Source organism: Streptomyces sp. NPDC126503, from assembly GCF_040302405.1.
GTDB classification, from domain to species: domain Bacteria; phylum Actinomycetota; class Actinomycetes; order Streptomycetales; family Streptomycetaceae; genus Streptomyces; species Streptomyces gulbargensis.
The window spans coordinates 17,418-31,855 of record NZ_JBEORS010000011.1; the positions used below are offsets into that span (position 1 = coordinate 17,418).

The following is a 14,438-nucleotide window of genomic DNA, read 5'->3' on the forward strand; positions in this document are numbered from 1 at the left end:
AGGTCCTGAAGGGAACGGTGGTGTCATGACGGTCGGTGTGCCCGCGAGGGGCTCGGCCCCCGATCGGCGCGAGCACGGAGCGTACGCGAGGGCCATGGCCCGTACACCGGTCGCCCTCTGGGAGGACGACCTCACCGACTGGGCGGCGGCGCTGACGTACTACGCGGTGCTGGCCGTCTTCCCGGCCCTGCTGGTGGTGGCCCTGTCCATCGCCCTGCTCGGCACCGACACCCCCCAAGAGGTCGTCGGGCAGCTGGCCGTCTTCGTACCGCAGGCGGCCCGTCCGGTTCTCGCCCAGGCCCTGGGCAACCCGCAGGAGGGCCAGTCGGTGGGCTGGCTGCTGCTCGTGATGACCGCCGCCGCCGCGCTGTGGTCCGCCTCCAGCTACCTGGCCGTCTTCCGGCGCGCGCTGCACGCGATGTACGGAGTCTCCGACTGCCGCCCGGCATGGCGGACCTTCCCCGCCATCGTGCTCAGGGCGTTGACCGTGCTCGCACTGCTGGTCAGCGGGGTGCTCACGCTCACGGCAGCCGAGTGGGCCGCCCGCGCCATCGGACGGGGCACGGGAACGGACCACCAGGCCGCCCTCATGTGGGCGGGCCTGAAATGGCCGCTGCTGTTCACGGTGGTCGTCGCCCTGGTCCTGCTCCTCTTCCGGTCCGGGCCGCCGGAGTCCCGCGGTGTCCGGCAGACGCTGCCCGGCGGCACCCTGGCGGTGCTGCTCTGGCTGCTGGCGTCGGCGGGCTTCGCCTTCTACGCGTCGCACATCGCGACGTACAACCGTCTCTACGGCTCCCTGGCCGGCGTGGTGGCCTTCCTGGTCTGGTTGTGGGTCTCCCACGTGGTGCTGCTGGCGGGCGCCCAATTCAACGCCGAACTGACGCGGGACGGGCGGCCGGAGCGGCCCGACCCCTGCTCGGGCTGACCGTGCCGGCGTCGCATCACGGTGACGCCCGTCCGGCCGCCGGGTCCCACGAGGGCGGCGCACGTTTTCCGGGGTACACGGGCCGTGACGAAGGGACGGCCGACATGGGCGAGATGCTGATCGGGACGTGTTCGTGGACGGACAAGGCGCTGGTGTCCAGTGGGTGGTACCCGTCCGGGCGGCGCGATCCGGAGGGGCGGCTGCGGTACTACGCCGAGCGCTTCCCCGTCGTGGAGGTGGACGCCGGCTATTACGCCCTCCCCAGCGTCCGCAACAGCGTGCTCTGGAGCGAACGCACGCCGCCGGGATTCCGGTTCGACGTCAAGGCGTTCTCACTCCTCACCGGTCACCCGACGCGCAGGGCCGCCCTGCCCGCCGACCTGCGTGACCACGACCTCCGGGACCCGGAGCTGCTCGACGAGGTGTGGCACCGTTTCGGCGCGGCCCTGCGGCCCCTCGGCGAGTCCGGCCGGCTGGGCGCCGTACTGTTCCAGTTCCCGCCGTGGTTCCGTCCGGGCGCGGGGGCGGAGACCGTGCTGCACCGCACCAGGAAGCGGGCGCATCAGTGGCCCATGGCCGTGGAGTTCCGCCATCCCGACTGGTGGGACGAGGACCGGCGGGAGCGCACCGCCGCCCTGTTGAGGGATCTGGACGCCGCCGCGGTGGCCGTGGACACGGCCCAGGGGCTCCCCACCTCCATGCCCGCCGTCACACCCGTCACGTCCCCCGGGCTCGCGGTGGTCCGCTTCCACGGCCGCAGCGCCGCCTGGGGGACCGGAAGCAAGGAGGACCGCTTCCGCCACACCTACACCCGGGAGGAACTGGCCGCCTGGCTGCCCCGCCTGCGCTCCATGGCGGACCGGGCCGAGGAGCTGCACGTCCTGTTCAACAACTGCTGCGGTGACGCCGCCGTACGCGCCGCCGAGACCCTGCGCGATCTGCTGGAAGATTCCCGGAGCCCGGGTGGTGCGCGGGAGGGCTGATCCCCGCCCCCGGTGGCCGCCCCGGCAGCCCGGCGCGACCCCGCGACGGCGGGGTCGGGACGGTGACAGCGATCCGGCCAATGTGACGCAGGCCACAATCGGGGAACGCCTTTCCGTGCGACCGCGCTGTGAGGCATGATTCGAGCAGGCCGCTACCTACCGGTAGGTAGTGACCGGCCATCTTTCGCCACGTCGGTTTCCCGTACTGGAGGGGATGTTGTCGTCCATCGCCATCAAGAACGCAGTCCACGGAGAGATCTCCGTCGGCACCGTTCTGACATGGGCCAAGCAGTACACCGACCAAGAGGTGCGCGACTACTACGCGTTGGCGGGCGAGCCGACCGAGTCGCTGCCCGAACACCTGCCGTACGTACTGACCGTCGCCCCGCTGACCAAGCTCGGCGGTGACCTCAACTACCTCTCGCAGCGCATGGACTGGCAGGCCGCCCGGCCGCTGGGGCGCAACGAGGAGATCGTCGCCGAGCTGGAGGTCACCCGCCTGGAACCGACCGCCGGGATGACCAAGATCGCCTTCGACGCGCGCATCCGGTGCGGAGGCGAGGTCGTGATCACCGGCCGCAGCAAGGGTCTCATCGTCAACGCGTGACCCTCCGTGCCGACACGTCAAGCGCTCCAAGAGAACGGATGGTTCTGCCCGTGAGCACCACCCGCACCAACACGCGCACGTTACGCACCGAAGACATCGACGTCTGCGCTCGCCTCACCGGCGATCTGGGCGCACACCACATGGGTGGACACGGCGACCGCCGGATGGCCCAGGGCGCGCTCACCCTCTCCGTGGTCCCTCTCCTCGCCGACCCGGGCGTACACATGCGGGACCTCTCCTTCACCTTCCTCGCCCCGGTGTACGAGGGCGACACCGTCACGGCGACCCTCCGCGCCACCGAGGCCGGCGCCGGGGAAGTCCCCGCCGGGACCGGGCAGGTGTCCGCGGACCGGGCGCTGATCACCTGTGAGATCAGTGTGGTCAACGACGCCGGCACGCCCGTCCTGACCGGCACCGGCATCGCCGAACTGCCCCGCGCGACGGCCGACGAACTGCTGAACGATCGTGACGGCGGGGGGAGTTGACCCGTGCCTGACGAGAACCCCACCGCGGGCCTCAAGCTGCTCACGCCGGAGGTCTTCACCGACCCCTACCCCACCTACGCGCTGCTGCGCGAGCACGATCCGGTGCACTGGGACGACCAGCTCAACGGCTTCCTGCTGACCCGCTACGACGACGTGAACGCGGCGCTGCGCGATCACGAGACCTTCTCGTCCCGGCGCATCCACCTGCTCGCCGCGCGCGGCGGGGCCAACCCGACTCCCGCGATGCAGCGCTTCATCTCGCTCGCCTCGCAGTGGATGTGGATGCTCGACCCGCCCCAGCACACCCGGGTGCGCAAGCTGATGAACCAGGGATTCAGCCCGCGCGACGTACGGCTGCTCGAACCACGGGTGGCGGGCATCGTGACCCGGCTCGTCGACGCCATGCTGGAGAAGGAGGACGGCTTCGACCTGATTCCCGACCTGAGCTACGCGGTGCCGGCCGGTGTGCTCCTCGCCCTCTACGACCTGCCCGAAGAGGACGGCTCGCTCATCACCCAGTGGTGCGACACCATCAAGATCTTTCTCGGTGGCGCCCCCGACCTGCTCGGCACGCACGCTCCGGCGGTCCGGTCGCTGCAGCAGATGATGGACTACCTGGGCGCCGTGATCGCCGAGCGCAGGAAGGCCCCCAAGGACGACCTGATCTCCCGCCTGGTACGGGCCGAGGAGGACGGCGAGCGGCTGGGCGACGAGGAGCTCTGCTCGAACCTGCTGCTGCTGTTGGTGGCCACGTACGAGACCTCCGTCGACATGATGGGCAACGGGCTGCGCGGGCTCCTCACCCAACGGGACCAGTGGGAATTGATCAAGGCCCGGCCGGAGCTCATCCCGGGCGCCGTGGAGGAGATCCTCCGCTGGGACGGTCCGGTGCAGCTCACCCACCGCCTGGTCACCCGCGACATCGAGCTGCACGGCACCGCCGTCAAGGAAGGCCAGCTCGTCTACCTGGTGCGGGGAGCGGCCAACCGCGACCCGGAGCACTTCCACGACCCGGACCGGATCGACGTGACCCGCACCGAGACGGGGCACGTGGCGCTCGGCACCGGCGTGCACTTCTGCATCGGGGCCGGCCTGGCCAGGCTGGAAGGCGTCTGCGTTCTGCGGGAGCTGACCCGCCGGGCACCCGACCTGGCGCTCGACGAGAGCCGCCCGTACCGCTGGCGCGCCGACAACCTGCAGTTCCGCGGACTCGCCACGCTGCCGGCCAGAGCCGGCGGCCGGGCACCGGCATAGTCCACGGCACCGCCGGCGGGGACCCCATGGCACCGTCGACCGGCGCCGGCCCGCACCGAGCTCCCTCCCTTCACGTCCACCTCGCGGATCTGTCCGCCGTGTACGCCGCGGCGGAACAGGGCCCGCCCGAGTTGCCCGCACCGGAGAACACGGCACTGCGCGACCGGTACGCCCCGGGCCGCAGACGTGCCCAGGCGCAGGCGTCCCGGCTTCTCGTCCGGGCCGCCCTGAGCCGGGCCACCGGATGGCCGGCGCACCGGGTGCCCGTCGTCACCGACGCCGGCGGCCGCCCGCACCTGTCCGGGACGCCGGCGCCGTGGCCGTACTTCAACGTCAGCCACGACAGCGGGCTGCTCGCACTGGTGCTCGGCACGGGGCCGTGCGGGATCGACGTGGAGGACACCGGCGAGGACGTGCTGCGCGAGGTCGCCGACCGCTTCTGCGGCAACGCCGATCGCGCGCTGCTCTCGGAACCGGGCGGGGCACGGCGCCTGTGGGCGGCCAAGGAGAGCGTGGCCAAGGCGCTCGGGCACGGACTGCGCGCCGGACTCTCCACGATCCACTTCACCGGCCACCCCGGCCGCGAGTGGACCGAGGCCACCTGGCGCGGCCGCCCGGCCGGGCTGCGGACGCGCGTGGTGAAGCTCGGCGACCGTCACCTGGCGGTCACCGCGGCGGCGGTGCCCGCCGTCGTGCGCCTCACCCGGTGGGCGCCGCACCCCACCGGCCCCGACGGCCGCTGGGAGCTGCGCCCCGGCGCCTCCACCCACATGACCACGGGTCGCTGACGACCTCAGCGACCTCGACACCAACGCCGTACGGAAGGCATGGACGTCCGGGTGACGCCTGCCGTCGTACGCCGTCGTACGAGAGGGGGAACCCATGGACGAACCGACCCTGCACGCCGCCCTGGACCGGATCGCCGCCCGACACGGGGACGTCACCGTCGACTTCCCGGCCGACAAGGTGGCGCTGAGCCTGACCGCGCTGAGTGCCCGATCCCGGGGGATCGCGGCGCACCTGCGAGAGTTGGGCGTAGGAGACGGCGACCGCGTCGGCGTGCTGTCCACCAACGAGCCCGACTTCCTGCTGATCCTCTTCGCGCTCAGCCGACTCGGCGCGTGCGTGTGCCCGCTGCCCATGCACGCGAAGGAGGGCGCCGACCGGCTCGTCGGCGTGCTCGACGACGCCGGGATCAAGGACGTGGTGGTCTCCAGCCGCCTGGCCGCGATGATGCCCTTCATCGAGGAGGCGCTCCCGGGCCGCCGGGTGCTCGGGGCGGCCGGGATCCTGGCCCACGGGGAACAGGACCATGCGGACGAGGTGAGCGGCGCGGACGTGCCCGCCACGAGCGAGATCGTCCTCCAGTACACCTCGGGCAGCACCTCCCACCCCAAGGGCGTCCGCCTGACCCACGCCAATGTCCTCGCCACCCTGCGCGCGATCCGCGACGGCATCGAACTCACGCCCGCCGACAAGAACTCCAGCTGGCTGCCGCTCTTCCACGACATGGGCCTCTTCGGCACGCTCACCGGCATCCTGACCGGCGTGCCCTGCACCATCTGGCGGCCCTCGGCGTTCGTCAAGGACCCGGCGCGCTGGCTGCGGCAGTTCGCCGACGGCGGTTACACCATCAGCCCGATGCCCAACTTCGCCTACGACTACCTGGTGGAGGCCGTGCCGGCCGACGAGGCCGCGACGTACGACCTGTCCCGCTGGCGGGTGGCGTTCAACGGCGCCGAACCGATCGCCGTGGACTCGCTCGAGACCTTCTTCGGGCACTTCGCCCCGTCCGGCTTCGACCCGCGCACGATGCTGACGGTGTACGGCCTGGCGGAGGCGACGCTCGCGGTGACCTTCCCGCCGCTCGGGCGCGGTCCGCGCTTCGACTGGGTCGACCGCGCCGCGCTCGCCGAGCGGGGCGTCGCCGTACCGGTCGAACGGACGGAACCGGGTGCGCGCGGCGTGGTCGCCGTCGGCCGGCCGGTGCTCGGGATGGACCTCCGGATCGCCGACCCGGACAGCGACGGCGGCGCCGTGCTCGGCGACCGGTCGGTCGGCGAGGTGCAGCTGCGCGGCCCGTCCGTCACGGCCGGGTACGTCGACGACGCCGGCACCCTCGACCAGCCGTTCACCGCCGACGGCTGGCTGCGCACCGGCGACCTCGGCTATCTCGCCGACGGTGAACTGCACATCACCGGGCGCAGCAAGGAGATGCTCATCCTGCGCGGCGACAACTACTACCCGGACGACGTGGAGAGCGCCGTACGGACCGACGAGGCCGTGCACCGCCGCCGCTGTGTGGCCTTCGTCCACCAGGAGCACGACCCCGGCCAAGGGCGGGACGACGAGCGGGAGTTCATGGTCCTCGTCGCGGAGACCGACCGCCCCGGGGCGGAGCACCCCGCCCTGTCCGACCGCCTGCGCACCCTGGTGCGCCGGGCTCTGGGCCTGCACGACCTGCGCGTCGTGCTCGTGGCCCCGGACACCTTGCCGCGTACCACCAGCGGAAAGCTCCAACGGCTCGCCGCCAGGAACGACTTCGCCACCGGCCGCTGAAGCCGGCTCCCGCCGCAGCTCACTGCCACGACCAAGGGATGAACTGATGCACAGTTACGACGTCTTCACCCAGTACGAGCGCAACCACTGGAAACTGACGGACATCGACTTCTCCGCCGTCGACAAGGACAAGGTCAAGCCCGAGTACGTGACGATCGCCAAGAGCGCCGTGATGGGCGAGTCGAACGTCATCGCCGCCGTGCACGGCTTCCTGAACGAGTTCGTCGACGACTACGACTTCTCGACCTTCGCCGTGGTCTGGGGCAACCAGGAGGTCCAGCACCACTACATGTTCAAGGCCTGGCTCGACGCCATAGGCGAGAAGGTGGACGACGCGGCGGTGGCGGCCATGCGCGCCCCGTACGACCCGGGCATCACGCCGTCCGCGACGCTGGCCACCAACATCATCTCCGAACTGACGGTCAATCATATCTACCGCAGGGTGGCCGGCGCGGTGGACGAGCCGGTCCTCCACACCCTGCTCCTGAACGCCAGCCGGGACGAGGCCGGACACGCCCGCGAGTTCATCCACTACTGCAAGGAGCGGCTGCTCCGGCACCCCGAGGAGACGGCATCGGTCCTCGAGACGCTGTACGTCTACACCTCGGACAAGCGCATCAAGCACCCCGTGGGCATCTTCAAGAGCGAGCTGACCGAGCTGGAGGACCACGAGACCATCGACACCGCCTTCGAGCTGTTCCTGGAGAGCATCGCCGACGCCGACGAACTGCTGGAGCTCCAGGGGAAGATCCGCAAGGTGTTCGGCGGCATCGTGAACATGGACCTGTCCAGCAACGGCAAGGTCCGCCGCGCCCTCGCCGAGGTGATCGCCGCGTGACCGGGCCCACCACCGACGCGGGTTCGCGGGACGGCGTCGCGGCCGAACTGCCCTGGCGGGTCCTGCCGGACTACCAGTGCTTCGGCTGCTCGCCCGCCAACGAGCGGGGCCTGCGGCTCCAGTTCCGGCACACACCGGACGGCGGCCTCACGTGCGCCCTCACGTTCGACCGCACCTTCGAGTCCTACCCGGGCGTGGTGCACGGCGGCATGTCCGCCACCGTCTGCGACGAGATCATGGGCAATCTGCTGGTGCTCCGCCTGGGCGTCTCGGTCTTCACCACCAGCATGCGCACCCGCTACGTCGAACCCCTCGCGATCGGCGCCACCTACCACTGCACGGCGAGCACCGACGCGGTGGCGGGCGACAACGGCCCGTACACCGCCCACGCCCAGATCACCGACGCCGCCGGACAGGCCGTCGTCTTCGTCACCGGCTCCTACCAGCCGATCACACCGGAGCAGGCCAAGGCCCGGATGGCGATGTCCGACGACGAGGCCCGGCTCGTGGACCAGGCGCTGTCCGCGCTGCGCACCGACTGACCGGCGAGCCGCCCGGCCCCCGGCACAGCTTTTTCCGCAGAGACACGTACGAGGAGAGAACGCACATGTCCCAGATCCCCACCAAGGACGAGATCATCCGCACCGTGACCGACCTGGTCGCAGCGGAATTCGGCCGCCCCGCGGCCGAGCTGACCCCCGACCGCGACCTCACCTCGGTCGAGGGCGCCGACTCGGTCAAGGTGCTGCGGTCCGTCGCCCGGATCGAGCGCACCTACGACATCGAGCTGGAGGACGACCAGGTCTTCGGCTTCAAGACGATCGACGACGTGGCCGACGCCGTCGCCGCCCTCCTCGCCGAGCGGGGCTGACCGCCCATGACCGTCGACTCCGTGGAACCGGCAGCGCCGAAGACCAACCAGCACTACGACCAGGACCCCAGGGTCTTCGAGCTGTACCTCGACCGGACCCGCAAGTACAGCGCGGGGATCTACCGCACCGACGAGGACACCCTCGACCAGGCCCAGCAGAACAAGCTGCACTACGTCGCGGACCGGCTCGGCGTGAAGGAGGGCGGCCGGCTGCTCGACATCGGCTGCGGCTGGGGCTCACTGATCCTCTTCATGGCGGCCGAGTACGGCGCGACCACGACGGGCATCAGCCCCGCGCCCAACCAGCACGCCTACATAGCCGAGCAGGCCGCCGCGAAGGGCCTGACCGGGCGGGTGGACACCCGCGTCGGACAGATCGAGGACCTGGAACTCGAACCGCGCTCCTACGACGCGATCACCATGCTCGGGTCCATCGTCCACATGCCCGACCTCGACGCCGTCTACCGCAAGGCCTGGGCGGCCCTCAAGCGGGGCGGCCGCATGTACGTGTCCGAGAGCTGCTACCGCAACAACGCCAAGCGCGCCGAGTTCGCCGAGCGCGAGAACTCCGTGTTCGTACGGGACTCGATCTTCGGCTGGGGTGACATGCGTCCGCTCTCCGACCTGGTGCGCGGCGCGGAGGACGCCGGGTTCTCGGTCGTCGCCGTGGACGATCTGACCGAGGACTACTGGCGCACCATCGAGGACTGGCTCGCCAACGTGGAGCGCAACGCGGCACGCCTGGACGAGATCGAACCCGGCCTGTCCGAGCAGCTGACCCGCTATCTCAAGACGGCCAACGCGGGGTGGGGCTACACCACCAAGCACTACTCACTGACCCTCGCCAAATCACGCTGATGGAGGGCACGTTGTCCAAGATCGACGCCATACCCGCCCGGGGGAGGCGCGGCCAGGTCGGCGGGCCGTTGCTGCCCGCCACGGAGGTGGACGCGGCGGTCGGCGCCTTCCTGCGCACCTCACCCCCGGAGAAGCGCTGGGACACCGACTTCAGCTTCGACTGGTCCCGGGCCGACGCCGGCCGCCTGACGGAGGGCGAGCGGTCGGCGGTGCAGTTCGTCACCATCATCGAGGACCACCTGCCCGGCTACTTCGCGCTGTACGACCAGAACTTCCCGGTGGACGACAGCGTCGATCGCGAGACGTTCATCCACAACCGGGAGCTGTACCACTTCACCGTCCGCTGGGCGCAGGAGGAGGACACCCACGCACGGGCACTGGCCCGCTACCAGCTGGCCGCCGGCCTCGCCGAACAACAGGAACTGTGGGCCTCGCTGGCCGACGAGGGACGGAAACACTTCGACCTGCCCTACGCGCAGGCGGTCCAGTTCTTCGTGTACCCCCTGGTGCAGGAGAAAGCGACCCAGATCTACTACCAGCACCTGCGCCAGGTCGTCGGCGATCCGCTCCTGAAGGAGATCCTGGTCCGGCTCAGCAGGGACGAGGCCCGGCACTTCTCGTTCTTCGCGGACATGGTCGGGCGCTATCTGCACCACCACGGGGACGCGGTGGTGGAGCCGATCCGGGAGGTGATCGCCGAGTTCCGGATGCCGCTCGCGGACACCATCCGCGGGTACTGGCGCTGGGCCCTGAAGATCGCCGACACGGCCCGGTACGACCACACCGAGGCGTACGACCACCTGGTGAAGGTCGTCAACCGCGCCGTGGACGCCAGGTCGGACAAGGTCGACGAACTCGTCTCGTTCGTCCGGGCGTGCGGGCAGCTGGGCCCTCGGCTCTGAGCCACCCGGTGGGGGTCAGGGGCCGTTCCGGCGGAGACCGGAACGCCCCCTGACCGTGGCCGCCGGTCAGGGGCGCCCCGACGCCACCTTCCCGGTGTGCACCTCCAGAGCCGTGCGCACGGCGGATTCCAGCGCGCCTTCGATCCACGCCGGCTTGATGGAGGTGTGACAGCCCGCGAAGTGCAGGGGGCCCTCCGCCACCGGCACATGGGGGAACAGCTCCGTGTGCTGCCCGGGGAAGAGGACGGACGCCTCGCCGTACGCGTAGGGGTCGCGCATCCAGGACTGGGTGCGGCCCACCCCGGTGTAGAACACCTCGATCCGCTGCCCGTACACGTCCTGGACCCCTCCGAGCGCCCGGGGATACCGCTCCTCGTCGTCGAAGGCGTCCCACTTCAGGGCGTCGTCCGCCCAGCTGTAGGAGGCGAGCAGGACGCCGCCCTCACTGCCCGGTACGGGGTGGGAGGGTTCGAACATGAACCGGTTGGGGTTGTCGGTCGTCGACCCGCCGCCGATCACCATGGCGGCCTCGGGCTGGTCGCGCAGGGCCGAACGGTGCGCGGCGTAGTGGACCCGCTGAGCGGGGGAGATGTAGCCGGCCGGCACCGAGGGGTGCGCGCCCAGGAGGGAGCCGTCGGCCGGGGCGGTGCCGCGCCGGTACCGCTCGTAGAGGCCGGGCCTGATCGCCTCCAGCTCGCGCCGCCAGTCCTCCTCGTCGAACTCCCACCAGCGGCGCGAGAACTCCAGCAGGACCTTGGTCGCCGCGTCGTAGTGGAGCTCCGTGACGGCCCGCCGCTTGCCGTAGGAGAGCAGAGGGGTGAACGTGACGTGGCGCAGCCCCGAGAACGGCACCGTGACGATGGCCTCGTCACCGGTGAAGGACTCCCGCTCGACCGGGCCGTCCCGGCCCTCGGACACCGTGTGCACGGTGACGCCGCCGCGCGGGCCGTGCTCGACGCGGACGGCACGGCGGTCGAGGCGGACCAGGTCCTTCACGCGCGCGTAGAGCGCGTCCGCCAGGGTCGCGGTTCCGTCGGGCAGTTCGTAGAAGGCGGTGTCCGGGCTGATCAGCGCGGAGGACAGGAAGCTGTGCAGGAACGACAGGTGCAGCCGCGAGGTGACGTTCTGGACGGTGCCGACGAGGTCGATCGTCCTCTCGTCGAGCCCCGCCTGCTCGGTGAGGTACCGGAACATGGACCAGTGGCCGTACCGCTGCAGGACGGTGGTCCAGCCCTCGACCAGGTCCCGGCCCTGCTTGCCGTCGATGAGGGCGCGGGCGGGCGCGAGGGCGGTGCGGTAGATCTCCGCGGCCGTCGTGTCGAGGTACTTCTCCGGTACGCCGAAGTGCCTGTTCAGGACGCGGGGCCGGCGCTCGTACTCCGCGCGGCGCACGCGGACGCCGTTGGCCTGGATCCACGTCCGGTTCGCCGGCCGGCCCGAGGGGTCCACGTCCGTGAGGTAGAACCTGCGCCGTTCCAGGCCCAGGGCGTCGATCAGACCGATGACCAGCGGGTGGCTGCCGGGAATACGCATCGCACCGGCCTCCGCGTACTGCCGGGGGTCGGCGAAGGGCTGCGCGGCGTTCTCGTGGCCGCCGGTACGGAAGGTCTTGATGCGGCCCCCGACCCGGTTGCCGTTGGCCTCGATCACCGTGACGTGGTGCCCGGCCCGCCGGAGGAGATCCGCGGCGACGAGCCCCGCGGGCCCCGCCCCGACGACCAGGATCCGCTTGCCGCCACCGTGCGCGCGCGGAAGGCCCGTCTCCAGGAGGATCCTGGCGTACCGCGGGACGAGGGGCTCACCGTGTTCGTCCAGCACCAGAATGGCCCTGGCCACCCGCTCGCAGACGTCCCGGGGAGCGCCCCCGGGCACAGGAGGGGCGGCGGCCGCCGGCGCGGCCGCGGCCTGGGGAGCGGTGGGCAGGGTGAGGGCGAGCGCGCCGGTGCCGGTCGCGGTGACCAGGGCACGCCTCGTGAGCTGAGTATCCACAGGCGCACACCCTCCGCGAAGCGCCCGACACGGCGCGCGGGACACGCCCGCTCCTGCCGGGGATTCACCTGTATGTGGTGTGGGCGGCCATCGCCGCTGGTGGGGCGGACGCGTGACGTGGGGGTCCGACCGGCCGGGCTTCGTTGGCCGGCGCGGTGCGGACTCGCATGATGGCTCCGACGCTGACTTCCAGCGGAGCCCCGCGAGGCAGGAGTTCTTGTGCTGCAGAAGTTCCGCTATCGGGTCGACAACGTCATGGGACGAGGCGCCCCCGCCCTGATCGGCGTCCTCGCCGTCCTGTGCTGCCTGCTCGCGGCCCTCAACGGTCTGCTGCTGCTGGCGTTCGCCCCCGACGGCATCCGGCCGGACAACGCGCGCTCCTCGGTGTGGGCGGGGTTCCACCGGGTCCTCAGCCCCACCGTCCTGCTCAAGGACCGGGGGTCGGCCTTCTTCCTCGTGATCGCCGTCCTCATGGCCTTCGGCGGCATCATGCTGATGAGCACGCTCATCCCGGTGATCAGCGCCGGGCTGCAGAACCAGCTCGCACGGCTGCGCGCCGGCCGGACCCCTGTGGTGGAGAGCGGCCACACCGTCATCCTCGGCTGGTCCTCCCAGGTCCACGTGATCGTCGCGGAACTGGTCGAGGCCAACCGCCGCGGGCGCCGCGCCTGCATCGCCATCCTCGCGGAAAAGGACCGGCCGGAGATGGAGACCGAGATCCGCGAACGGGTCGGCGACACCGCCGGCACCCGGATCGTCTGCCGCACCGGCAACCCCGCCGACCCCCAGGACGTCGGCATCGTCAGCCCCGGTCGGGCCAGGTCGGTGATCGTCCTGGGCACCGAGGACGAAAGCCCCGACTTCGCCGTCATCAAGTCGCTGCTCGCCGTCGCCGGAACGCCCCGGGAGGACGGCACGGGCCCGCTCATCGTGGCGGGGGTCGCGGACGAGCAGAACCTCGCCGCGGCCCGTCTGGCGGGCGGACCGCGCTGCCGCGTCGTCAGCACCCAGGGCTTCATCGCCCGCCTGCTGGTGCAGAGCAGCCTGCAGTCGGGGCTCTCCCTCGTCTACAGCGAGCTGCTCGACTTCGCCGGCCAGGAGATCTACCTGACGCACCGGCCCGAACTGGCCGGACGGCGCTTCGACGACACCCTGCTCGCCTTCCGCGCCTCCACCGTCATCGGCCTGATGCGGCAGGACGGTCACATCCTGATGAACCCGCCCGGCGACGTCCGCGTCGAGGCCTCCGACCGGATGGTCGTCATCAGCGAGGACATCACCACCCTCGCCCTCGCCGACCCGGCCGCGGAGCTCACCCCCGTACCGCCGCAGCCCGCGGTGACGCCCCGCAGCACGGGCCGCAAGGTCCTCGTCCTCGGCTCCAACCGCCGGCTCGGAGCCATCATCGGGCAACTGGGGGCCCACCTTCCCGCCGGTTCACGCGTCGACGTCGTCGCCGAGACGCCGACCGCGGTCGGGGAAGGACGCGGTACGGGACTGGAACTCACCTTCCAGCAGGCGGACATCACCCGGCGGCACGTCCTCGAAGGCCTGTCCGTGGACACGTACGACCACGTCATCGTCCTCTGCCCCGGCGACCGCGATCCGCAGGAGGCCGACGCCGGCACCCTCGCCACCCTGCTCAACCTCCGCGATCTCGCGGAGCGCACCACGGACCCCTTCACCCTGGTGACCGAGATGGCCGACGACCGCAACCGGGTGCTGGCCCAGGCGGGCAAACCCGACGACCTCATCGTGAGCGGCAACTTCCTGAGCCTGCGCCTCTCCCAGATCTCGCAGAACCCCCATCTCGACAGGATCTTCGACGAGCTGTTCGCGCCCACCGGCTTCCAGATCGCCCTGCATCCCGCCGCGCACTACGTGCCGGTGAACCGGCCGGTCACCTTCGGCTCCGTCGTCGGCGCCGTCCGGCACCACGGGCACCTGGCCATCGGCCACCGCATCGCCCGGCACATCCGTCAGGCACCCCACCACGGAGTCGAGCTCAACCCGGACAGGGAGCAGGCGCGGACCTACACGGACGAGGACCAGGTCGTCCTGCTCACCGGCAGTTCGCTGATCCGCCCCGACTGACCGCCGGCCCCGAGCCGTTGGGAACGTCCCGGCATCTTCACGATCTCGCCGCGTCCACCACACCCCCGTGCCG

At 71.2% G+C, this 14,438-nt stretch carries 14 protein-coding genes; 13 read left to right on the plus strand and 1 reads right to left on the minus strand.

Annotation, left to right across the window (positions count from 1 at the left end; all coding sequences use genetic code 11):
- Nucleotides 1–94: 94 nt before the first annotated feature.
- From ABTY40_RS16600 to ABTY40_RS16655, 12 genes are all read left to right on the plus strand, one after another.
- Entirely contained in the window at nucleotides 95–925 is an 831-nt protein-coding gene (locus ABTY40_RS16600; RefSeq protein WP_352060151.1) for a YihY/virulence factor BrkB family protein, read from the plus strand.
- 104 nt (nucleotides 926–1,029) lie between these two features.
- The gene (locus ABTY40_RS16605) at nucleotides 1,030–1,908 is read left to right on the plus strand and encodes a DUF72 domain-containing protein (RefSeq protein ID WP_352060152.1); all 879 of its coding nucleotides are present in this window, start codon (nucleotides 1,030–1,032) and stop codon (nucleotides 1,906–1,908) included.
- 214 nt (nucleotides 1,909–2,122) lie between these two features.
- Nucleotides 2,123–2,515, plus strand: coding sequence for a hotdog family protein (locus ABTY40_RS16610; protein ID WP_352060153.1), 393 nt, complete (start codon nucleotides 2,123–2,125; stop codon nucleotides 2,513–2,515).
- A 50-nt stretch (nucleotides 2,516–2,565) separates the two neighbouring features.
- Nucleotides 2,566–3,000 (plus strand): hotdog family protein, encoded by a 435-nt coding sequence (locus ABTY40_RS16615; RefSeq protein ID WP_352060154.1) that lies wholly within the window; start codon nucleotides 2,566–2,568, stop codon nucleotides 2,998–3,000.
- A gap of 3 nt (nucleotides 3,001–3,003) precedes the next feature.
- Nucleotides 3,004–4,254 carry a cytochrome P450 gene (locus ABTY40_RS16620; RefSeq protein WP_352060155.1) on the plus strand — a complete coding sequence of 417 codons (1,251 nt, stop codon included), beginning with the start codon at nucleotides 3,004–3,006 and terminating at the stop codon, nucleotides 4,252–4,254.
- 26 nt (nucleotides 4,255–4,280) lie between these two features.
- The gene (locus ABTY40_RS16625; RefSeq protein ID WP_352060156.1) at nucleotides 4,281–5,042 is read left to right on the plus strand and encodes a 4'-phosphopantetheinyl transferase family protein; all 762 of its coding nucleotides are present in this window, start codon (nucleotides 4,281–4,283) and stop codon (nucleotides 5,040–5,042) included.
- 94 nt (nucleotides 5,043–5,136) lie between these two features.
- A complete protein-coding gene (locus tag ABTY40_RS16630) occupies nucleotides 5,137–6,813 on the plus strand; it encodes an AMP-binding protein (protein ID WP_352060157.1) in 1,677 nt (558 codons plus the stop codon).
- Nucleotides 6,814–6,859: 46 nt separating this feature from the next.
- Nucleotides 6,860–7,651 (plus strand): ferritin-like domain-containing protein, encoded by a 792-nt coding sequence (locus tag ABTY40_RS16635; RefSeq protein ID WP_352060158.1) that lies wholly within the window; start codon nucleotides 6,860–6,862, stop codon nucleotides 7,649–7,651.
- Nucleotides 7,648–8,193, plus strand: a complete 546-nt coding sequence (locus ABTY40_RS16640; RefSeq protein WP_352060159.1) for a PaaI family thioesterase — start codon at nucleotides 7,648–7,650, stop codon at nucleotides 8,191–8,193. Before ABTY40_RS16635 ends, ABTY40_RS16640 begins: the two co-directional genes overlap by 4 nt.
- 65 nt (nucleotides 8,194–8,258) lie before the next feature.
- Nucleotides 8,259–8,522, plus strand: a complete 264-nt coding sequence (locus tag ABTY40_RS16645) for an acyl carrier protein (RefSeq protein WP_352060160.1) — start codon at nucleotides 8,259–8,261, stop codon at nucleotides 8,520–8,522.
- Nucleotides 8,523–8,528: 6 nt separating this feature from the next.
- Nucleotides 8,529–9,380: an SAM-dependent methyltransferase gene (locus ABTY40_RS16650; RefSeq protein WP_352060161.1), complete on the plus strand. Its 852-nt coding sequence runs from the start codon at nucleotides 8,529–8,531 to the stop codon at nucleotides 9,378–9,380.
- A gap of 11 nt (nucleotides 9,381–9,391) precedes the next feature.
- On the plus strand, nucleotides 9,392–10,282 hold the full coding sequence (locus ABTY40_RS16655; protein WP_352060162.1) for an acyl-ACP desaturase: 891 nt from the start codon (nucleotides 9,392–9,394) through the stop codon (nucleotides 10,280–10,282).
- 66 nt (nucleotides 10,283–10,348) lie between these two features.
- Here ABTY40_RS16655 and lgoX read toward each other — a convergent pair whose 3' ends face one another.
- On the minus strand, nucleotides 10,349–12,271 hold the full coding sequence (lgoX, locus tag ABTY40_RS16660) for an L-glutamate oxidase LgoX (RefSeq protein ID WP_352060163.1): 1,923 nt from the start codon (nucleotides 12,269–12,271) through the stop codon (nucleotides 10,349–10,351).
- Between the two features lie 219 nt (nucleotides 12,272–12,490).
- Here lgoX and ABTY40_RS16665 point away from each other — a divergent pair, with 219 nt between their 5' ends.
- Nucleotides 12,491–14,365, plus strand: coding sequence for a CASTOR/POLLUX-related putative ion channel (locus ABTY40_RS16665; protein ID WP_352060164.1), 1,875 nt, complete (start codon nucleotides 12,491–12,493; stop codon nucleotides 14,363–14,365).
- The last annotated feature ends 73 nt before the right edge of the window (nucleotides 14,366–14,438 follow it).